Raw genomic sequence first — 20814 nt, forward strand, 5'->3', positions numbered from 1 at the left:
GCTCTAACCAGTTAAGGCTAGAGCACAGTGGGAGCTGTCAGTTCGATAGTTGCACTGTGTTGCCAGCCTTATCCCATTTGAAGACGGCAAATTCAAACTCTTTCAGATCACCCTTGGCGTCGTATTCGACTTTGCCGATCGCAGTATTAAACGGATTGGCGTGCATGTATTCGGCGACTTTGGCAGGGTCTGTGCCAACAGCGGTAATGCTGTCGGCCAGGATTTGCACTGCGGCATACGCGGTAAGCGTAAATGCACCATCGGGGCTGCGTTTCGATTTCTTGAAGTTCTCGAGAACCTTTTCATTCCCAGGTAGCTTTGTAAAATCGGAAGGCAAGGTAACAAGCAGATCCGCGATGGCCGAACCGGCAATCGCGAATAAATCTTTATTCGCCACGCCTTCAGGACCCATGAATTGGGTCGCCAGCCCTTGTTCGCGCGCCTGACGCAATAGCAAGCCCAGTTCCGCGTGGTACCCGCCAAAGTAAATCAGGTCTGGATTGAGCGATTTAAGTTTGGTAATAACGGCCGAATAGTCGCTATCACCCACGTTGATCCCTTCGTACAAGGCGGTATTGATGTTTTGCTTGGCGAGGCTGTCGCGAACTTGTGTTGCAACGCCAGAACCATAGGTTTGCTTGTCGTGCAGGATGGCAACTTTTTTGGGTTTGAGCTTTTCCGCAATATACGTCGCGGCGTATGGACCCTGCTGGTCGTCGCGCCCGATAGTGCGAAAGAAGTAATGCGGCTTGATGGTGTCGGTAACCAACGGCGAGGTTGCGCCCGGGGTGATTGCAACGATGCCTTCTTGTTCATATACGTTCACAGCGGGAATCGTGGTGCCTGAGCACGCGTGTGCCACCGCGAATTTGGCGCCCGAGTTAATAACGCGGTTAGCCGCAGGCACGGCCTGCTTAGGTTCGCAGCCGTCGTCGATAAGCAGAGGCTCCAGCTTTTGCCCTTTGACGCCGCCGGCAGCATTGATCGCTTCGATGGCCGTAAGCGCGCCCGCCTGGATTTGGTCACCGTATTGAGTAGCAGGCCCGGTCATGGGCTGAGGGATACCGATTTTGATATTAGTGGCGGCATAAATATTGCCCGCAAAGGCCATCGCGCTGATGGCTAATACCAAGGGTGAGACTTTTTTTATGAGCTTCATGCCTGCATATCTCCCGGTGAAGCCCGCCGCAACCAAAACCATATTCCAGATTCCGATACGTTATACAGCGAGCCATGATGTTGAGCTTCCGCCTCGAACGGCTACCGTATTCTGACGACACTGCAAGGCGCTGTCACTACGGATAAGCCCTTACCGGGGCCATTTCGCTCACGCATAAACCGGGACGGTCAGGATCGAGGCCCCCTCGTCCTGCAGGTCGGGCCAGATTCCACATCAACGCACAGCGAGGGCAAATTGCCATCGAGTCATGGCGTCAAAGCGCGTAGGGGAAGTACGACTCATGTTGAAAACTGGTCGGAGAGTTCAGCCGCGCGGTTGGCAGCAGCCTTCATCGCCACTTGAACGATAGATGAGAACTGCTTATCTTCAAAAACGGCCAGTGCTGCAGCAGTGGTACCACCTTTCGATGTGACGCGTTCGCGCAAAACGGGCAAACTTTCTGAAGACAATGCGGCAAGCTGAGTTGCACCTGTTACCGTGGCCAAAGCGAGTGCGCGCGCCTGCTGTGGGGAAAGCCCTTGGGTGACTGCGCCCTGAATCAATGCCTCAAGGAACAAGAACACATAGGCTGGGCCACTGCCAGACAAAGACGTCACGATATCGATCTCGTGGTCGTTATCGACCCATACGACTTCGCCTACTGCCTTTAACAATTGTTGACCCACCGCCTTGTCATCTTGAGTAGCACCGTCCATGGCCATGAGGGCGCTGGCTCCAGCCCCTATAAGCGCCGGCGTATTCGGCATACAGCGAATAAGTCGTGTCCAGGGATGTTCAGTAGTGCCCAGCCACCTGGCCACGGCACTGCTGGGAATGCCGGCGGCTATGCTGATCACCAGTGTATCTTCCTGGAGGAACGGGCGGCAGCTTTCAACAACCTCTTTAAGGTATTGGGGCTTGACGGCAAATATCCAGACGCGACGCTGAGCCAATGTGTCGTCAGGTTCCGGCGCAACGGATGTACCTTGCTGTGCCCAACCCTCGCGCACAGAGTCGTTGACATCGATGACATGCACGTCGTGAGCGCCACAACGCTTGCCAATAAGGCCAGCCCCCAAGGCGGCGGCCATATTGCCGCCACCAATGAATGCGATAGTGAGTTCTTTAGTCATAGGGTCGTTATTGTAAAGTCTTCGGACGGCGCCGGGGGTATATTTGAATTGACCATAACGAGTGATTGTCGTTACAGTCACGCCAAAGTAATAAACATGTCATAGACTACCCACCGCACTTGGCCCTCAGTATCCATCAGGCCGGGAAATTACAGGAGAAAAACTTATGCGAGCAAAGCTTTTTGCATTATCTCTTGCGGGCGTTATTGCCAGCATGGGCAACGCCAGCGCAGCGACCGACATTAATTTCTGGCATTCGATGGAAGGCGCGCTGGGCGAACGCGTTAACTCCTTGGTCGCCGACTTCAATAAAAGTCAGTCGGACTACGTCGTCAAAGCGGTTTACAAAGGCGCTTACGGTGAATCCATGAACGCCGGCATCGCGGCATTCCGCGGCGGCAATGCCCCCGATATCTTACAAGTGTTCGAAGTCGGCACGGCCACCATGATGTATGCCAAAGGCGCGATTCAGCCTGTTCAGGAAATGTCTGAAAAAGTCGGTGATCCAATCAACCCTGCCGACTTCCTGGGGGCCGTGGCCAGCTATTATTCCGCGCCTGACGGCAAGTTGGTATCGATGCCGTTCAACAGTTCGACGCCTGTTTTCTATTACAACAAAGATGCCTTCAAAAAGGCTGGCCTCGACCCAGAAAAACCGCCTAAAACGTGGGAAGAAGTTGCCGAAGCAGGCAAGAAAGTCCGGGCTGCGGGTCTTGAGTGCGGCTACACGACCTCCTGGCCAGCATGGATTCAGCTTGAAACTTTCGGCGCGTGGCACAACACGCCCTATGCGTCCAAAGACAATGGCTTCGGCGGGCTCGATGCTCGTCTCGAGGTCACCAAGCCATTATTTGTTCGCCACATGACGTTCCTCGCTGGTATGTCGAAGGACGGCTCTTTCACATATGGCGGCCGTGGCGATGCACCAAACTCCTTGTTTACCACCGGCAAATGTGCCATGTTTACCGGCTCGAGCGGTAATCGCGCCAACATCATCAAAACTGGAAAATTCGAATTCGGCACCTCTACCCTGCCGTATTACTCGGATGTAAAGGGCGCACCCCAAAATTCGATTATCGGCGGCGCTTCGTTGTGGGTTTTTGCTAAAAAATCGCCGGAAGTCTATAAGGGCGTAACAAAATTCTTCAAGTACATTTCCAGCCCGGAAAAAGCAGCGGAATGGCACCAGGGCACTGGCTACGTCCCCGTCACGAAGGCAGGTTACGACCTGACCGAAAAGTCAGGCTTCTACGCTAAAAATCCCGGATCTGATGTGGCCGTCAAACAGCTGGACGCCACTACTACCGAAAATTCGCGCGGCATACGCTTGGGCTATTTACCCCAGATTCGCGAAATCGAAGACGGCGAAATGGAGAAAATCTTTTCAGGCAATGTAACACCTGAAGTGGGGCTTGCAAACATGGTCAAGCGCGGAAATGAACTTCTGGAACGTTTCGAAAAAAGCGTTAAGTAAAGCACTGTACTAAAATCGCCACCGTGAGCAGTGCCCTTCTACATGGGCTCTCCTCGCGGTTTTCGCGTATGTAGCAATTCCGACCCTTTTTCAATAAAGTCATCGACCGCGATTCATCACCGGCCAGATTGGCAATACAAAACTGTCCATCCATGGAAAAACGCGTTGTTTTCAGCCATAAAGTGCTCCCGTATTTACTACTGGCGCCCCAACTGGCCATCACCATAGTGTTTTTCTTTTTACCCGCGGGTCAGGCCGTATGGCAGTCCTTCCGGATTGAAGACCCATTTGGCTTATCTTCCCAGTTTGTAGGTTTGGATAACTTCACCGAGCTGTTCGCAAACGCGGACTATCTCAACTCGTTTAAAGTCACTTCTCTGTTTTCAGTGTTGGTCGCCGGTATTGGCCTGGTCGTTTCGCTCTTGCTCGCCGTTATGGCCAATCGTGTCATTCGCGGCGCTCAATTCTACAAAACGCTGTTGATCTGGCCTTATGCGGTCGCCACAGCGGTAGCCGGTGTACTTTGGCTTTTTTTATTTTCACCATCGGTCGGCATAATTGCCGTTTACCTGGTTCGATCCGGCATCGGATGGAACCCAAGATTGGATGGCAACGATGCCATGCTGCTCGTTGTCATGGCATCAGTGTGGAAACAGATTTCCTATAACTTCCTTTTCTTTCTTGCGGGTTTGCAGTCCATCCCGCGATCGCTGATTGAAGCCGCTGCGATCGACGGCGCCAGTCCGTCGCGCCGTTTCTGGACTATCGTGTTTCCGCTGCTCTCGCCCACGACCTTCTTCCTGCTTGTCGTAAATGTCATCTATGCATTCTTCGACACCTTCGCCATTATCGACATCATGACGCAGGGCGGACCCGGAAACACTACATCAATTCTTGTTTACAAGGTGTACAACGCCGGATTCAAAGGTCTTGATATCGGGTCGTCAGCTGCCCAGTCAGTAATCCTTATGGTAATCGTTGTCGTCCTTACGGTTGTGCAGTTCCGCTACGTCGACCGCAAGGTCAATTACTGACGCACTCCGTCCACATCTGGCAAGGCCACACATGATCGAACGCCGTCCCTATCTGGATATTTTCTGCCACATCGTTCTGCTGATTGGGGTGGCGGTCATCGCCTTTCCGCTGTATGTCACGGTGGTCGCGTCTACTCAAACCGCCCAAGAGGTTGCCCAGGCCCCGATGTCGTTGCTGCCGGGCAGTCACTTCCTCGAAAACTATAGTGCCGTGTTATTCGGCGATGGCGCAAATACCCCGCCGGTTGCCCGCATGATGTGGGTCAGTACGGTGATGGCGCTGGTAATTGCGATTGGCAAAATCGCGATCTCCATGCTTTCGGCATTTGCCGTGGTGTATTTCCGCTTTCGTTTCCGGATGTTTTTTTTCTGGATGATTTTTGTCACGCTGATGCTGCCTGTTGAAGTGCGTATAGCGCCCACGTATAAGGTCGTCGCTGACCTTGGAATGTTGAACTCCTATGCTGGCCTGACGTTGCCCTTGATCGCTTCCGCAACCGCAACCTTTCTGTTTCGGCAGTTCTTCCTGACCATACCGGACGAACTTATTGAAGCCGCCCGAATTGACGGCGCAGGGCCCATGCGGTTCTTCAAAGATGTTTTGCTGCCGCTGTCGCGCACCAGTATTGCCGCCCTTTTCGTCATCCAATTTATTTACGGATGGAATCAGTATCTGTGGCCGCTGATCATGACCACCCAGGAAAACATGTACCCGATCGTCATCGGCATCAAACGCATGATCGCAGGTGGAGACAGCGTGACTGAATGGAACCTGGTGATGGCGACCGCTTTATTAGCCATGGTCCCGCCCGCCGCTGTGGTTATCTTCATGCAGAAATGGTTTGTGAAAGGCCTCGTCGATGCTGAAAAATAGCTGCCACGCGCAGCCAGGCACCAAAAAACCTTTACGACCGGCACATTGATTTTGGAATCCAATATATGGCTACTCTCAGTTTTCGCAACGTAAGCAAGACCTACCCCGGCGATATTGCCGTTATACATGGCATGAGCATGGACGTTGCGGACGGCGAGTTCATTGTTATCGTCGGCCCGTCGGGCTGCGGAAAGTCTACCCTGATGCGCATGGTTGCCGGACTGGAAAGCATCACTGACGGCGAAATCAGGATCGGTGACAACGTCGTCAATAAGCTGGAACCCGCTGAACGGGATATCGCCATGGTTTTTCAAAACTATGCGTTGTATCCCCACATGACCGTCTTTCAAAATATGGCCTACGGCCTGAAAATCCGAAAATTCGACAAGCAGGAAATTCAAACCCGAGTCGACAAGGCAGCCAAAATACTAGAGCTTTCCATGTTGCTCGACCGACGCCCGCGCCAACTTTCAGGTGGCCAACGCCAGCGGGTCGCCATGGGCCGCGCCATTGTGCGGGATCCCAAGGTATTCCTTTTCGATGAACCATTATCAAATCTTGATGCCAAACTGCGCGTACAAATGCGACTCGAAATTCAAAGATTGCATCATCGGCTGAAGACCACGAGCCTGTACGTTACTCATGATCAGGTTGAAGCCATGACATTGGCGCAGCGCATGGTGGTCATGAATAAAGGCAATGCCGAGCAAATTGGCACACCCATCGAAGTATTCGAAAAACCGGCCTCTATTTTTGTCGCAAGTTTTATCGGCTCGCCCCCCATGAATCTTCTGCGTGTACAGATAGACGAAAACCGCCAAGTCAAGGGCATGGACGGTTCAGCCCTTCAAATCGACGCCAAACTGATCCCGCCTGCCTTGGTGAATCAGGAAGTAATCATGGGAGTGCGCCCCGAGCACATGAAACTGCATGCCCCAGGCATCGCAATAGACATTGAAATGGTTGAAATCTTAGGTTCGGAGCAACTGATACATGGGCGCCATGGCGACGCGCCGGTCGTCCTTAGATGCCCGGTTGGACTGACCAAGGATTTCCCGCTACAACTGGGTGAGACTGTGCAAGTAGGGTCGGACGACATTCATCCGCTTCACTGGTTTGATGCCGTCACGGGCAGGCGCCTGTTTGACTAGCGATGGACGATATTACGACTGCAACGCGCTAAAACAGTGATGTGCAGGCGCCTTTCACAGACGCCTGCTGCATCGCCATCACTTATAAACAGTCTTTGAACCGTCTTTATGCCAGGTGAACACATCAAACTTGAAATTGTTAAGGTCTCCCTGCTTGTTCCAGGAAAGCTTTCCAATAGGACTTTCAATGGTGTTTGAATGCAGGAACGCTGCCACCTTGGCCGGATCGTCTGCCCCGACACCTTTGATTCCGTCGGCAATCGCTTTGGTTGCAGAATAGGCGGTCAACTGAAAGGCACCGCCTGGATCCCGCTTTTTATCTTTGAAGGCCTTAACGATCGCGGCGTTCGAAGGATCTTGTGTGAAATCTGCCGGCAAGGTCAACAACAAGCCTTCCACCGATGCACCTGCAATGGCGTTGATGTCGGGGTTGCCCACGCCCTCGGGCCCCATGAATTTAGTTTTCAAACCCTGTTCTGCGCCTTGTCGAAGCAATAAACCCATTTCAGGGTGGTAACCGCCGAAGTAGACAAAATCGGCGCCGGTCGTCTTGAGCTTCGTTATTACTGCCGAATAGTCGGTATCGCCAGCATTAATCCCTTCAAAAAGCACCACCTTTATCCCGGCCTTTTCAAGCTCGCCCTTGACCGAAGCGGCAATGCCTTGGCCATACGATTGCTTGTCGTGCAGGATCGCTACCTTTTGCGGCTTGATCTTTTCTGTAATGAATTTCGCTGCTGCCGGCCCTTGCTGATCATCCCGGCCGATAGTACGGAATATCGTTTCGTAATTCTTGCCGTCTGTGACCGCCGGCGCGGTGGCGGAAGGTGTGACCATGACCACGCCTTCACTGTCATAAATATTCGTTGCCGCAATGGTTGCGCCGGAACAAACGTGCCCGACGACGTAGTGAATTTTGTCGTTTACCACACGATTGGCAACAACCGGCCCTTGCTTGGGTTCGCAGCCGTCGTCAATAGTGACCGCTTCGAGCTGCTTACCGAGGACTCCACCGGCCGCATTGATTTGTTCAATGGCAGTGTCGACACCTTGTTTTACCATGGTGCCATATTGCGTAACCGGCCCAGTGAAGGGACCGGCAACGGCAATTTTTATGGTTTGGGCAGCAGCGCCCGACGACAAGAGCATGCCAGCAGCAAAACCAAGAGCGGCCGCTACGGGAGTGAAATGTATTTTCATAAGGCCTCCGGAAGGTACGCAACAAAGCATACACCGAAAGTCTGCGCCTCAGGCATCGCTCGCCACAGGGTTTTCTCTATGGTCAATTACAAAAGAGCCCCGAAAAAACGGGGCGTACAACGTTGGACCATTTATTGCAGCAAGATGGGCAGCATCAAGACATTCTTCTCGTGAATTGACTCGAGATTATCGGTACCGGATGACCATGCAATCTATTAGCCAGAAGCCGTCATTATCCTTTTCTATGCCTCGGCCAGAGCAGCGGCCGGAGTGCTACCGAGGTAGTTCACCCCCGGTAAATTGCAAGCGCGTATCGCTCCGATCAATGCGTCGATGGCGGCCGGTCTGGGGAAACTTTTTCGCCAGACCAACACCACACGTCTGTCAGGAGCCGGCTTTTTGAACGGAATATAGGCTAGCAGATTGTTTTCCAGGCCCGGCATGGATAGAGAGCTTGTCGGCAATACCGTCACCCCGATACCCGCTGCGACCATGTGTCGTATCGTTTCGAGTGAAGACCCTTCGAAAGTACGCTGAATTCCCTCGCTCGACGCGGAAAAGCGCGACAGCTCAGGACAAACTTCAAGCACCTGATCTCGGAAACAATGACCAGAACCCAATAAAAGCATGGTCTCGTCTTTCAGCGAAGTTGCATCGATCTCCTTTAGTTTGGTCCACGGATGGTTTTTCTGAACCGCAACAAGAAAAGGCTCATCGTATAAAGGGTGCACCATCAAGCCCGACTCGGGCAACGGTAAAGCGACGATCGCGCAATCGATTTCTCCCTGGCGCAGCAGTTCCAAGAGGCGGCTAGTAAAATTCTCCTGCAGTAATAACGGCATTTGGGGCGTTGCAGCGATTTGTGTGGGTACCAGTCGGGGAAGCAAGTATGGGCCGATTGTGTGTATGACGCCCACACGCAACGGACCAGCAAGGGGATCATGGCCTTGGCGGGCGATTTCTCGTAGATTAGCGCCTTCTTCCAGTACCCTTTGGGCCTGAGCAACGACTCGCAGGCCAATCGGGGTAATACCCACCTCGGTGCCTCCACGCTCGAACAACACTACGCCCAGCTCTTCTTCGAGTTTGCGTATAGCGACCGACAACGTGGGCTGGCTGACAAAACAGGCTTCCGCAGCACGGCCAAAATGCCTCTCGCGCGCCACTGCGACGATATACTTCAGTTCGGTCAAAGTCATGACATGTCTCGTAATTAAAATAATATCCCCACGAGCCTTAGCTGCGCAGAAAATCCTGTTTGCCACGCATCCAGCGCTGTAAATGGGCACGCGCGTGTTCCGGATAGCGGTCGCGCAGCTCGCGAGCTGCATCTTGGGCGCGCTCTACCAACAATGCATCTGTCTCGATACTGGCGAAACGTAACAACTCCTGACCCGACTGGCGCACGCCCAGGAATTCGCCAGGCCCCCGCTGCTCCAGATCGCGCCGGGCGATCTCAAAACCGTCAGCGGTTTCATACATGGCACGCAGCCGATGACGCGCTACCGCCGACAATGGCGGCTGGAACATCAGCACACATATAGACTGTTGGCTCCCACGCCCTACCCGTCCGCGCAACTGGTGAAGTTGCGCTAGACCAAACCGTTCGGCGTGCTCAATAATCATCAGGGATGCGTTAGGCACATCAACGCCAACCTCGATAACGGTAGTGGCGACCAAAAGGTCAATAAGGCCTGCCCGAAAGTCATTCATTACTTCCTGCTTGGCCGCTGAAGGCAAGCGACCATGAATCAATCCGACCCGTATATCTGGCAGCGCCTGTACCAATTGAAGATGTGTGTCCACGGCCGTCTGCAACTGCAAAGCTTCACTTTCTTCGACCAAGGGGCATACCCAATATGCCTGTCGCCCCTGCAATACCTCTGCAATGACATGGCTAAGTACTTCGTCGCGGCGTGTGTCAGCGATAAGTTTGGTGATTATCGGACTTCGGCCCGGGGGCAATTCATCGATTACCGATACATCGAGATCGGCGAAGAAAGTCATGGCGAGAGTGCGGGGTATGGGGGTTGCGCTCATGCTCAACTGATGAGGGATCTTCAGCGTACCGCCGTGTGATGCTTCGCCCTTTCGGCTTAACTGAAGACGCTGGCCGACGCCGAACCTGTGCTGCTCGTCAAGTATAGCCAACCCAAGATTCGCAAAATTCACTTTATCCTGAATGAGCGCCTGGGTACCAATCACGAGTTGAGCCCGGCCCGACTCAATTGCTTCGGTGGCCGCTTTACGCGCCTTAGCGGAAAGGCTGCCCGTGAGCCATGCGACGCTCACGCCCAGAGGCTCGAGCCAGCTGACCAACTTCAAAAAGTGCTGTTCCGCCAGTATTTCGGTGGGCGCCATAATGGCGACCTGGCTGGAGCTCGAGATAGCTTGGGCGGCAGCGAAAGCAGCCACTATGGTTTTACCGCTGCCTACGTCTCCCTGCAGTAGCCGATGCATGGGAAACGAGCGAGACAAATCGTGGGAAATTTCGCCGATGACGCGTTCTTGCGCTGCTGTAAGAGCAAACGGCAAACTGCTCAGTAGTGCTTGCACCAGTGTGCCCCGGCCACCACTTAACGGATATGCCTGTTGAGCCCTACGCGCGGCCCGGGCGGCGGCGAGCGAAAGTTGCTGTGCAAGTAATTCATCAAACTTGATGCGAGTCCAGGCCGGATGACCGCGTTCGATGAGATCAACGTACGAAATATTGGCCGGCGGGTGATGCAATACTCGTATTGCGTCCGCAAAAGGTATCAGATCGTATTCATCACATACTTCACGAGGCAAAGTGTCGCCCAAATCCGCAACACCGAGGGCCTGGTCGATTGCCTTGCGCAAGCTAACTTGCGACAGACCGTCGGTGGTGGGATATACCGGCGTCAAAGCGGTAGGCAGTGCAGTGCCTGCAACCGTAACTTTCGGATGGACCATCTCGAAGCCGCTAAAGCCACTGCGCACCTCGCCCCGAACCCGTATACGTTTGCCGACGGCAACCTGTTTTTGCTGACTGGGATAAAAATTGAGCCATCGAAGCAGAAGCGTACCCGTGCCATCGTCGATCACAGCCTGAAGCTGCCGTCGCGGCCTGTATTGCACCTCGCTGTGAATGACGACCCCCTCGACCTGCGCCGGAGCACCAGAAAATACGGACAAAATCGGGATAACGTGCGTCTCGTCTTCATAGCGTATTGGCAGATGGACGACAAAATCCGACGGGTCGAGCAAACCCAAATGGTGCAGCTTGCGCTCGACCAGCGAACTAGGTCTAGCGGCGGGCTGCCCAATAGGCCCGTGCTCGGTATTGCCCGACTCCGTCACTGCGACCACCCCGGTATCGAATTAAATGACGATAATTGCTTCGACTTCGAACTGGGCTCCTTTAGGCAGACTGCTTACACCTATCGTGGAACGTGCCGGAAAAGGTTGGGGAATGATGTCGGCCATGATGGCATTGGCACTTGTGAATTTACTAAGGTCAGTCAGGAATAGCGTCAGCTTGACAATGTTGCCCAGACTTCCCCCTGCCGCTTCGATAACGGCCTGCATATTCGCAAACGACTGACGAACCTGGCCTTCGAAATTTTCGGAAACCAGCTCCCCTGTACCGGGCTCGAGGCCGATCTGGCCTGATAAATATACCGTCTTCCCTGGGTCCGTTGCCACAGCCTGTGAATAAGGACCAACGGCGGCGGGGGCCGCATCGGTATGAATAATTTGCTTGGCCATAGATTTGATCTCTTTGAAGTCAATAAAACAACTATCAGAGTTTAATCATCTATAGCTTCAATTAACAAGCCCCCCGTGCGGCTACCGCCATTATTTTTCAACAAAGGCGCGTTCAATGACGTAGTCGCCCGGCTGTCCTACCCCGCTGGACACAACGAAACCTCGGGAGTCCAACATGGCGCCGATATCGGCCAACATGTGTGGGCTGCCACATAACATGGCGCGATCAGTCTCCGGATTCAGTGTAGGCAAGCCGGTATCGGCAGAAAGCTTGCCGCTTTCGACCATATGAGTAATGCGGCCCTGGTTGCTAAACGATTCGCGCGTGACGCAGGGATAGTAGATCAGCTTCTCGCGCACGATTCCGCCAAAATACTCATTGTTGGGAAGCTCGTTTTGAATGTACTCGGAATAAGCCAGTTCGCTTTTGAAACGAACGCCATGTAGCAGCACGACCTTTTCGAAACGATCATAGACATCGGGATCTTTGATAATGCTAAGGAATGGGGCGAGGCCGGTACCTGTGGCAAACAGATAGAGATTCTTTCCTGGTTTTAGGTCGTCTACTACGAGCGTACCAACCGGCTTCTTGCTGACCAGTATCGTATCGCCCTCTTTAAGGTGCTGCAGACGCGAGGTAAGCGGGCCATCCTGCACCTTGATACTAAGAAATTCCAGGTTTTCTTCATAGTTCGCGCTGGCAATGCTATAGGCGCGCATAAGCGGCTTGCCATTGACTTCAAGGCCCAGCATCACGAAGTGGCCATTGTGGAATCGCAAAGCGGGATCCCGCGTGGTAGTGAAGGAAAATAATGTGTCGTTCCAGTGACGAACGTTCAAAACCTGCTCTGTATTAAAGGCTGCCATGTGTCTGCATTTAGAAGTTAATTGCCCGTGGCCCGGGGAATAATGTATTGCGAATGCCGCATAACCGAAGCCAGCAGACCTGATTTTAGCCTGCTGATGGCCGAGACTTCCGAAAACCGGACGCTTATCAAGGATATTACGACGCCAGTGTCGATATTCAATCCTTGCCCTACCAACAAAGTGCCTGTCTTTTAATATGAATCAAACAATGTGGAATAAACCGCATATTTAGCGACCTGAAAGGCCCCCACTATATTGAATAGTTCAGAAGAGTCTGTTATCTTTCAGGCATCGATATGAGAATCATTTCCATTCAAGAAGCTTTTTGTATATCAAGTAGCCCCTAGCCCTCATTTTTACATTCCATCAGGAGAAGTTTAATGCGCTCAAGCCAAGAGCTCCGGCCCTTGTTTCGTTCACTGATACTCGCCGGCCTAACGGCTGTGTCAGCCGCGTCTACAGCAGCTGCTGCGGCCGATGTCAGTTTGTATACGACGCGCGAACCCAAGCTGATACAGCCGCTTCTCGATGAATTCACAAAAGATACAGGCGTAAAGGTAAACACCGTATTCATCAAAGATGGCCTTATCGAGCGGGTGAAGGCCGAGGGTGACAAGTCTCCTGCCGATGTGCTCATGACGGTTGATATTGGTAATTTACTGGACTTGGTCGAAGCAGGCGTTACACAGCCAGTCGACTCCAAGATACTGAATGAAACCATTCCGGCAAACCTGCGCGGCACGGATAACCAGTGGTACACACTTTCCTTACGCGATCGGGTCGCCTATGTAGCTAAAGATCTCGACGTCAATGCCATCACCTACGAAGCATTCGCGGATCCCAAGTGGAAAGGCAAAGTCTGCATCCGGTCGGGTCAACATCCTTACAATACCGCCATGATTGCCGCCATGATTGCTCATGATGGCGCCGAAGCAACGGAAGCCTGGTTGCGTAACGTCAAGAATAACCTGGCCCGCAAAGCGGCTGGCGGTGATCGCGATGTAGCGCGTGATATTCTTGGCGGCATATGCGACATCGGGATTGCCAACGCCTATTATGTGGGCCGCATGAAAAACGCAGAGCCCGGTACCGATGCCCGTAAATGGGGCGATGCCATAAAAGTGGTACGCCCAACTTTCGCCAATGAAAAAAGCCGCGGCACCCATGTTAATATTTCCGGCGCTTCGGTCGCCAAGTACGCCCCGAATAAGGAAAACGCCGTCAAATTGCTTGAGTATCTGGTGTCCGACAAGGCTCAGAGCTTGTATGCCAATGCCAATTACGAGTATCCCGTCAAGGCAGGCGTAAAGCTCGACCCAGTTGTGGCCAGCTTCGGGCCTTTGGTCGTCGACCCATTACCTCTTACCGAAATCGCCAAGCATCGCAAACAAGCAAGCGAACTGGTAGACAAAGTTGGATTCAATAACTAGAAGGCCAGCCTTCCCCAGAAAAATGCGGGCATCAAAGCCCGCATTTTCTCGACTTTTGCAGGAACACCCCCTGTTGTATTTGCGACGTTTCTTCTCGTGTGAAGCTGGTCTGGGCTGGCGAACAGGGGCCATCTTCATTGCGGTGTGCGTTATGGCGCCCGTCGTTACCTTGTGCTGGTTCGCCTTTCACGGAACCACCGAACATTGGGCGCATCTTCTATCGTATGTGCTTCCCACGGCATTCGCCAACACAGTGCTGTTGCTGTTAGGCGTAGGAGTGCTTGTTACGTTATTGGGCGTTGGAAGTGCATGGCTTATCACCGCGTTTCAGTTCCCCTCTCGGCGTGTGCTTTCCTGGGCTTTATTATTGCCGCTTGCCGTACCCACCTACATCGTCGCGTTCGCTTACCTGGATATACTGCATCCTATTGGTCCCGTTCAAACCTTGGTGCGCGACATATTGGGCTACGACAGCCCGCGTGACTTCAGATTGCCCGATTTGCGTTCCTTGCCCGGCGCCATATTTTTGCTGGGTTTTGTGCTCTACCCCTATGTCTACCTTAGTACCCGTGTCATGTTCGCCACACAGGCGGCAAGCTTGCTTGAAGCGGCACGAGTCTTAGGAGAATCCGGCCGCAGTGCATTCTTTCGCGTCGCGCTTCCCATGGCGCGTCCGGCGATAGCAGTTGGGGTCAGCCTTGCGCTACTCGAAACGCTCAACGACATCGGTGCGTCCGAATTTCTGGGTGTCCAGACACTTACCGTATCGGTCTACACCACTTGGGTCACACGTTCCGATCTTGCTGGCGCGGCACAGATTGCACTCGCCATGTTAAGCATAGTCGCGGTATTAATCGTGATTGAACGCCATGGGCGCCGGCGCCAGCGTTATGCCACCACACAACGCGCCCGAGCGGTCCAGCCTAGAAAAATAAAAGGTAGCGCGGCTGTCTTCGCGGTAATTCTCGGTTGGCTACCTATTATCATCGGTTTTGTGGCGCCCGCCCTCTACTTACTGAATGAAACCATCAAACATTTCAGTAGCACAGGCGGTGTCTCGCAACAGTTATTGCTCAGCGGCTACAACACCGTCAAAGTCGCATTTTTAGCGACCATAGCAACCGTCACTTGTGGGCTGTTGGTAGCCTGGGCAGCACGTTCCGTCAGAAATGGTGCGCCGTTTACGTTAACCAAATTATGTGCCCGGGTGGCGACTTCAGGTTATGCCATACCGGGCACTGTGTTGGCCATTGGCCTGCTCACGCCTTTGGTGCTGGTTGACCGCCTTGCGTCATGGTTTTGGCAATTGTTAGGAAATCCCGATCCTGGCCTCCTGCTAATGGGTACCACGACTGCCTTGATTTTCGCCTACCTGATACGCTTTCTCGCCATCGCGATAGGCGGCATAGAATCAGGATTGGCCCGCGTTCCACCTTCTCTGGAACAGGCTTCCAGACTACTTGGCGAAACGTCGACCGGCACGCTTCGCCGGGTCCACTTGCCACTGTTGCGTCCGGCTCTTGGCGCTGCCGCCCTGCTTATCTTTGTAGATACGATGAAAGAACTGCCGGCCACATTGCTGATGCGACCGGTCAATTTCGATACGCTCGCTACATGGCTATACGCGGAAGCCGCCAGAGGAACTTACGAAGAAGGATCGGTAGCGGCCTTGGCCATCGTTCTGGCTGGTTTATTGCCTGTGATTCTGCTGGCGCGCACTCAATTCAAAACTACGCACTAATATGCCAGATCTTCTTAAGTTGGATCATATTTCCGTATCTTACGACACACCCGACGGTGAGGTGCCGGTCGTCAAGAATCTCTCGTTATCCCTGGAGAAAGGCCATATTGGATGTTTACTGGGAGCGTCGGGCTGTGGAAAAACGACCGTGCTTCGCGCCATCGCCGGCTTTGAGCCCTTGCGCACCGGCACCCTTTCGTTAGGACCCACACTCCTTTCCTCTCCAGAAGCTCAGGTAGAACCCGAACATCGGCATGTTGGGATGATGTTTCAGGACTATGCTCTGTTTCCGCATCTTAATGTAGAACAGAACATCGGTTTCGGCTTGCGTCGGTGGCCCAGGCAACGGCGCAAACATCGCGTCAGCGAATTGGTGTCCCTCGCGGGGCTGGAAGGATCCGGAAAACGATATCCACATGAATTATCTGGCGGTCAGCAACAACGCGTGGCGTTGGCACGGGCGTTGGCGCCTGAACCAGAACTCTTATTGCTTGATGAGCCGTTTTCGAACCTCGACGTTGATACACGCGAGCGTCTGGCTTTCGAAGTGCGCGACATATTGAAAAAAACTGGCCATACAGCGATCTTGGTTACGCATAATCAGGCTGAAGCGTTCGCTATCGCAGACCGTATCGGTGTCATGCAAAACGGCGTTATCGCGCAATGGGACACGCCTTATGGCTTACACCATCACCCGAGCAGCATTTTTGTAGCCGACTTCATCAAGCGAGAAGCCCTAATGGAACAACGTGCCCAGGCATATCTGCGAGGCGAGGCAAGCTGAAGCGTCACCGATCTTCATACCGCTTCCTACTCGCCCCCTTCCTCGTTCAATCCCAGTTCGCTGCATTTGCGCGTCAGCGTATTCCTGCCTATTCCAAGTCTTTGTGCCGCTTCCATGCGCCGGCCCCGGCTATAGTGCAAAGCCGTTTCAAGCAGGACGCGTTCGAAGTCGCGAGTAAAAGTAGCCATGATCGCGGGTTCATTTCGCGCCAACCTGGCGTTTGCCTCGCTGCTTAATAGAGAAAGCCACGAGAGCTGTGGTTGGGTCGAAGTATTCTGAGTCGTGGGCATAGTCGCCGCTTCGTGCCGGACAAACGAGCCTGTTTCGGGCTCGGCACTTTCGTTCCTAAATTCACCCAAAGGTGACGACATTGCCCCCTGCTCCGGATTAAGTACTTCGAGCGGCAAATCTTTCGCCTCGATCAGCTGACTTGACGACATTACTGTGAGCCACTGACAAAAGTTCTCGAGTTGACGGATATTGCCCGGATAGTCGAAATGCGTCATTACCTGCAAGGCTTGCGGCGATAGGCGACGCACGGGCACTCCAAGATTGCGTGCGCTACTCTGCATAAAAAGCTGGACTAAAGCCGGTATGTCTTCCTTGCGCTCGCGCAAAGGTGGCAACCGTAATCGAATCACATTCAATCGATGAAACAGGTCTTCACGGAAACGTCCCTGCGCCACACGCTGCTCCAGGGGCTGATGCGTTGCCGCCACGATGCGCACGTCGGCATGAATGGCCTGGGAACCACCCACTCGATAGAAACTGCCTTCTGCCAGAACCCTTAAGAGGCGAGTCTGAAGTTCAAAGGGCATGTCGCCAATCTCGTCCAGAAACAAGGTCCCATTACGCGCCTCTTCAAAGCGTCCTCGGCGTTGCTGTGTAGCTCCGGTGAAAGCGCCACGTTCGTGTCCAAAAAGCTCTGCCTCAAGAAGATCCTTCGGTATCGCGGCAGCATTCAACGCAATGAAGGGTCCGCCGGCTCGATTGCTATGAGTATGCAATGCCTTTGCGATGAGCTCTTTGCCGGTGCCGGATTCTCCGGTAATTAATACGGTTACGCTTGATGACGCCAGGCGACCGATCGCGCGAAACACCTCTTGCATAGCGGGCGATGAGGACTGCATCATAATTCCTTCCGCATCGGAAGAAACGGCGTTGCGCTCCGCGCTCGGACGAGCGTCGCTTACTGCTGTCTGGGTTGCCCGTTGTATTAATGCCACCGCCGCGTTGACGTCAAAAGGCTTGGGAAGGTAGTCGAATGCCCCTTTTTGGAACGCCGCCACGGTGCTGTTCAAATCCGTGAACGCCGTCATGACGATGACGGGCAAATTCGGATGAGTTCCCTTTATCTGCTTTAAAAGGCTCAGGCCGTCCTGGCCCGGCATACGAATATCCGTTACCAGCACCGATGGCGTCCCTTCCTCTAAAGCCTCTAGGACCTCGCTCGCCGAGGAAAAACTTTGCGCAGCGATCGCCACCCGGGCGAGCGCTTTTTCGAGAACCCAGCGTATGCTTTGGTCGTCGTCGACAATCCATACCGGTTTCATGGCTGCTCCAAGGGCAGAATCATTCTGAATTCGGTGTGACCTTGCCGAGAATCGAATTCGATAATACCGCCGTGCTGTTGTACAAATTCCTGTGCCAGACTAAGGCCCAGACCCGTTCCGCTTGCTCGCCCGGTTACAAGTGGATGGAACACCTTGTCGTGCAAGGACTCAGGTATCCCTGGACCATTGTCAATGATCGAAACGATAATGCCTAACTTCGCCTGACGCGTGGCCAATAGCAACTGACGCCCTATACGCGTGCGCAGCACCAGGCGAGGAGCGTGGCAGCATTCGGACTCGGTCAGCGCCTGAGCGGCATTGCGCACCATATTCAATAATGCTTGTAACAGCCTCGATAAATCGCCTTCTAGATCCGGGACGGAGGCATCATAGTCTCGGACGACCTCAAGATGGGGGAACTCGGCACGCACCAGCGTATATACCCGCTCACAAATCTCATGAATGTTGAATTGAACTTTCTCCAAGGTTTCACCTTGTGGCGCGATCAGGCGATCGACAAGACTTCCCAGGCGATCTGCTTCCGCAATAATGACCCTTGTGTATTCATGCAAAGCATCTGTATTGAGCTCTGCTTCGAGCAATTGCGCCGCACCACGTATCCCACCCAGGGGATTCTTCACTTCGTGCGCCAGATTACGCAATGTCTCTCGTTGAGCAGCCAGCTCTTTGCTAAGCTGTTGATGTCGATCGATAAGTATGTGATGTTCGATAACACGAACCTCGACCAAAGCCGCCCATGCCTGTTTATGCAGGGGCACGATAGCCAGGCTTATTGGCGAAGCAACTCCTGAGCGGTCTACGACAAGATCCTGCCGCAAAATGCCAAATTTGCCACTGATGGCATCTGGAAACCGAGCTTGCAATGTCGTATCGGCACCAAAAAGCTGATAAGCGGCAATTCCGATTAACTGCCTGCGGGAAATACCGAATAATTCTTCCGCCGCCGTATTGGCGTGTTCGATTATCCCCTCGCTGCTGAGCAGCAAGACAGCAGTCGATAATAAATCGTAACTTGCTACGTCCATGATCCGCCTCTATAAACCCGAAGGTCGGATTAACGTTGTTAACGCTACGCTGCACCATGCCATGGCGCCGACTTCCGTGCAATCGATTGCAGGGCAACTGCGCGGCGCACAGCGACATCATCGATAACAATGAGCAGGGATAACAGGCATTACTGTCAGAGTACTGGCAGTAATGCCTTTGCTTTAGATGCTGTAATACATGTCGAATTCGACGGGATGAGTCGTCATCCGCAAGAGGTCGATTTCAGCAGCCTTGAGTTCAATATACGCATCCAGCATATCGTTGCTGAACACGCCGCCACGAGTAAGAAATTCGCGATCCTGATCCAGAGCCGCTATGGCCTCTTCGAGCGACGCGCAAACGGTCGGGATCTTTGCATCTTCGTCCGGCGGCAAATCATACAAGTTCTTGTCGGCTGGATCGCCAGGATGAATCTTGTTCTGCACACCGTCTAGCCCCGCCATCATTAAAGCCGAAAATGCCAGATAAGGATTGGCCAGCGGATCCGGGAATCGTGCTTCGACGCGACGAGCTTTTGGACTGCCGACGTATGGAATGCGTATTGATGCGGAGCGATTGCGAGCCGAATAGGCGAGCTTCACTGGCGCTTCGTAGTGTGGAACCAGGCGTTTGTATGAATTGGTACCCGGATTGGTGATGGCATTAAGCGCCTTAGCATGTTTGATAATGCCGCCGATGTAATACAGCGCGAATTCCGACAGGCCAGCGTAGCCATTACCTGCGAATAAGTTCTGCCCATCTTTCCAGATGGATTGATGCACGTGCATACCTGACCCATTGTCGCCGACGATAGGTTTAGGCATGAAAGTCGCTGTCTTACCATACACGTGAGCGACGTTGCGAACCGTATACTTCAGTATTTGGTTCCAGTCCGCGCGCTGAACCAACGTGCTGAATCGGGTCCCGATTTCAAGCTGCCCTTGACCGGCCACTTCATGGTGATGCACTTCGACTGGAACACCTTGCTGCTCTAGCAACAAACACATTTCGGACCGCATGTCTTGGAAACTATCTACCGGTGAAACCGGCACATAACCGCCCTTCACGCCTGGACGATGGCCTTGATTTCCGCCATTCATATCAAGCCCGCTCGACCATGCCGCTTCATCAGATTTTATCTTGACGAAACAACCCGACATATCGGTGTTCCAGGTGATGCCGTCGAAGACGAAAAATTCAGGTTCAGGACCGAAATAAGCCGTGTCGCCTAGACCGCTGGATTTTAGATACGCTTCGGCACGCTTAGCCAAAGAACGGGGATCCCGGTCGTAACCTTTCAGATCCGAGGGCTCTACCACGTCACAAGTCAATATCAGAGTTGTCTCTTCGCGGAATGGATCCAGATGCGCCGTGGTCGGATCAGGAATCAACACCATATCGGAGGCTTCAATGCCCTTCCATCCGGCGATTGACGATCCGTCGAAGGCCACGCCCGTTTCCATTTTCTCTTCATCGACCGTATGGCTCGGGACGGTAAGGTGATGTTCTTTACCGAGAGTATCGGTGAATCGGAAATCAACAAAGGAAACTTCACGATCTGCAATTAGCTTGACAACTTCTTCCGGGGTGGACATATAGGCTCCTGAACCAATGAAATCGAAAAATGATAAATAGATA

The 20814-nt window shown here is 53.2% G+C and carries 17 protein-coding genes; 7 read left to right on the forward strand and 10 right to left on the reverse strand.

All coding sequences use genetic code 11. The features are described from left to right. Positions 1-37: 37 nt before the first annotated feature. Entirely contained in the window at positions 38-1159 is a 1122-nt protein-coding gene (locus EKL30_RS04320) for a high-affinity branched-chain amino acid ABC transporter substrate-binding protein (protein WP_126705905.1), read from the reverse strand. A gap of 299 nt (positions 1160-1458) precedes the next feature. Further along, a complete protein-coding gene (gene proC / locus EKL30_RS04325) occupies positions 1459-2292 on the reverse strand; it encodes a pyrroline-5-carboxylate reductase (protein ID WP_126705906.1) in 834 nt (277 codons plus the stop codon). A gap of 166 nt (positions 2293-2458) precedes the next feature. Here proC and ugpB point away from each other — a divergent pair, with 166 nt between their 5' ends. The 4 genes from ugpB (at position 2459) to EKL30_RS04345 (ending at position 6825) form a co-directional block, all read left to right on the forward strand. Next, positions 2459-3766, forward strand: coding sequence for a sn-glycerol-3-phosphate ABC transporter substrate-binding protein UgpB (gene ugpB / locus EKL30_RS04330; protein ID WP_126705907.1), 1308 nt, complete (start codon positions 2459-2461; stop codon positions 3764-3766). Positions 3767-3918: 152 nt separating this feature from the next. Then, positions 3919-4800, forward strand: a complete 882-nt coding sequence (gene ugpA, locus EKL30_RS04335) for a sn-glycerol-3-phosphate ABC transporter permease UgpA (protein WP_126705908.1) — start codon at positions 3919-3921, stop codon at positions 4798-4800. 31 nt (positions 4801-4831) lie between these two features. Continuing rightward, positions 4832-5674 carry a sn-glycerol-3-phosphate ABC transporter permease UgpE gene (gene ugpE, locus EKL30_RS04340; RefSeq protein ID WP_126705909.1) on the forward strand — a complete coding sequence of 281 codons (843 nt, stop codon included), beginning with the start codon at positions 4832-4834 and terminating at the stop codon, positions 5672-5674. 65 nt (positions 5675-5739) lie between these two features. Next, positions 5740-6825, forward strand: coding sequence for a sn-glycerol-3-phosphate import ATP-binding protein UgpC (locus EKL30_RS04345; RefSeq protein WP_126705910.1), 1086 nt, complete (start codon positions 5740-5742; stop codon positions 6823-6825). 78 nt (positions 6826-6903) lie between these two features. Here the strand turns inward: EKL30_RS04345 and EKL30_RS04350 are convergent, their stop codons facing one another. The 5 genes from EKL30_RS04350 to EKL30_RS04370 all read right to left on the reverse strand — a co-directional run bounded on the left by EKL30_RS04350 (position 6904) and on the right by EKL30_RS04370 (position 12621). Continuing rightward, on the reverse strand, positions 6904-8025 hold the full coding sequence (locus EKL30_RS04350) for a branched-chain amino acid ABC transporter substrate-binding protein (RefSeq protein ID WP_126705911.1): 1122 nt from the start codon (positions 8023-8025) through the stop codon (positions 6904-6906). A 242-nt stretch (positions 8026-8267) separates the two neighbouring features. Beyond that, entirely contained in the window at positions 8268-9224 is a 957-nt protein-coding gene (locus EKL30_RS04355) for a LysR substrate-binding domain-containing protein (RefSeq protein WP_126705912.1), read from the reverse strand. Between the two features lie 37 nt (positions 9225-9261). Continuing rightward, entirely contained in the window at positions 9262-11313 is a 2052-nt protein-coding gene (gene recG / locus EKL30_RS04360; RefSeq protein ID WP_126706042.1) for an ATP-dependent DNA helicase RecG, read from the reverse strand. Positions 11314-11367: 54 nt separating this feature from the next. Further along, positions 11368-11754: a Rid family detoxifying hydrolase gene (locus EKL30_RS04365; protein WP_126705913.1), complete on the reverse strand. Its 387-nt coding sequence runs from the start codon at positions 11752-11754 to the stop codon at positions 11368-11370. Positions 11755-11844: 90 nt separating this feature from the next. Beyond that, a complete protein-coding gene (locus EKL30_RS04370; protein WP_126705914.1) occupies positions 11845-12621 on the reverse strand; it encodes a ferredoxin--NADP reductase in 777 nt (258 codons plus the stop codon). A 380-nt stretch (positions 12622-13001) separates the two neighbouring features. Here EKL30_RS04370 and EKL30_RS04375 point away from each other — a divergent pair, with 380 nt between their 5' ends. The 3 genes from EKL30_RS04375 to EKL30_RS04385 are packed head-to-tail and all read left to right on the forward strand — an operon-like array spanning position 13002 to position 16576. After that, positions 13002-14051 (forward strand): Fe(3+) ABC transporter substrate-binding protein, encoded by a 1050-nt coding sequence (locus tag EKL30_RS04375; protein ID WP_126705915.1) that lies wholly within the window; start codon positions 13002-13004, stop codon positions 14049-14051. A gap of 22 nt (positions 14052-14073) precedes the next feature. Next, complete coding sequence (locus EKL30_RS04380) at positions 14074-15792, forward strand: iron ABC transporter permease (protein WP_126705916.1); 1719 nt, start codon at positions 14074-14076, stop codon at positions 15790-15792. 1 nt (position 15793) lies between these two features. After that, a complete protein-coding gene (locus EKL30_RS04385) occupies positions 15794-16576 on the forward strand; it encodes an ABC transporter ATP-binding protein (protein WP_126705917.1) in 783 nt (260 codons plus the stop codon). Between the two features lie 26 nt (positions 16577-16602). On the opposite strand, the gene ntrC is transcribed toward EKL30_RS04385, so the two are convergent. The 3 genes from ntrC to glnA form a co-directional block, all read right to left on the reverse strand. Next, positions 16603-18129, reverse strand: coding sequence for a nitrogen regulation protein NR(I) (ntrC, locus tag EKL30_RS04390; protein ID WP_126705918.1), 1527 nt, complete (start codon positions 18127-18129; stop codon positions 16603-16605). Continuing rightward, positions 18126-19175 carry a nitrogen regulation protein NR(II) gene (gene glnL, locus EKL30_RS04395; protein WP_126705919.1) on the reverse strand — a complete coding sequence of 350 codons (1050 nt, stop codon included), beginning with the start codon at positions 19173-19175 and terminating at the stop codon, positions 18126-18128. The genes ntrC and glnL overlap by 4 nt, the downstream gene beginning before the upstream one ends. Before the next feature lie 183 nt (positions 19176-19358). Beyond that, positions 19359-20771 carry a type I glutamate--ammonia ligase gene (gene glnA / locus EKL30_RS04400; protein ID WP_126705920.1) on the reverse strand — a complete coding sequence of 471 codons (1413 nt, stop codon included), beginning with the start codon at positions 20769-20771 and terminating at the stop codon, positions 19359-19361. Positions 20772-20814: the final 43 nt, after the last annotated feature.

It is taken from the genome of Candidimonas sp. SYP-B2681, from assembly GCF_003971065.1.
Taxonomy (GTDB): domain Bacteria; phylum Pseudomonadota; class Gammaproteobacteria; order Burkholderiales; family Burkholderiaceae_B; genus Pollutimonas.

What these genes read in the sequence shown, in the direction of transcription:
- glnA (WP_126705920.1), bottom strand. Translation starts at nt 20,771, where the DNA reads ATGTCCACCCCGGAAGAAGTTGTCAAGCTAATTGCAGATCGTGAAGTT.
- EKL30_RS04355 (WP_126705912.1), bottom strand. Translation starts at nt 9,224, where the DNA reads ATGACTTTGACCGAACTGAAGTATATCGTCGCAGTGGCGCGCGAGAGG.
- ntrC (WP_126705918.1), bottom strand. Translation starts at nt 18,129, where the DNA reads ATGAAACCGGTATGGATTGTCGACGACGACCAAAGCATACGCTGGGTT.
- glnL (WP_126705919.1), bottom strand. Translation starts at nt 19,175, where the DNA reads ATGGACGTAGCAAGTTACGATTTATTATCGACTGCTGTCTTGCTGCTC.
- ugpE (WP_126705909.1), top strand. Translation starts at nt 4,832, where the DNA reads ATGATCGAACGCCGTCCCTATCTGGATATTTTCTGCCACATCGTTCTG.
- ugpA (WP_126705908.1), top strand. Translation starts at nt 3,919, where the DNA reads ATGGAAAAACGCGTTGTTTTCAGCCATAAAGTGCTCCCGTATTTACTA.
- ugpB (WP_126705907.1), top strand. Translation starts at nt 2,459, where the DNA reads ATGCGAGCAAAGCTTTTTGCATTATCTCTTGCGGGCGTTATTGCCAGC.
- EKL30_RS04345 (WP_126705910.1), top strand. Translation starts at nt 5,740, where the DNA reads ATGGCTACTCTCAGTTTTCGCAACGTAAGCAAGACCTACCCCGGCGAT.
- EKL30_RS04320 (WP_126705905.1), bottom strand. Translation starts at nt 1,159, where the DNA reads ATGAAGCTCATAAAAAAAGTCTCACCCTTGGTATTAGCCATCAGCGCG.
- EKL30_RS04370 (WP_126705914.1), bottom strand. Translation starts at nt 12,621, where the DNA reads ATGGCAGCCTTTAATACAGAGCAGGTTTTGAACGTTCGTCACTGGAAC.
- EKL30_RS04350 (WP_126705911.1), bottom strand. Translation starts at nt 8,025, where the DNA reads ATGAAAATACATTTCACTCCCGTAGCGGCCGCTCTTGGTTTTGCTGCT.
- proC (WP_126705906.1), bottom strand. Translation starts at nt 2,292, where the DNA reads ATGACTAAAGAACTCACTATCGCATTCATTGGTGGCGGCAATATGGCC.
- EKL30_RS04365 (WP_126705913.1), bottom strand. Translation starts at nt 11,754, where the DNA reads ATGGCCAAGCAAATTATTCATACCGATGCGGCCCCCGCCGCCGTTGGT.
- EKL30_RS04385 (WP_126705917.1), top strand. Translation starts at nt 15,794, where the DNA reads ATGCCAGATCTTCTTAAGTTGGATCATATTTCCGTATCTTACGACACA.
- EKL30_RS04380 (WP_126705916.1), top strand. Translation starts at nt 14,074, where the DNA reads ATGCGGGCATCAAAGCCCGCATTTTCTCGACTTTTGCAGGAACACCCC.
- EKL30_RS04375 (WP_126705915.1), top strand. Translation starts at nt 13,002, where the DNA reads ATGCGCTCAAGCCAAGAGCTCCGGCCCTTGTTTCGTTCACTGATACTC.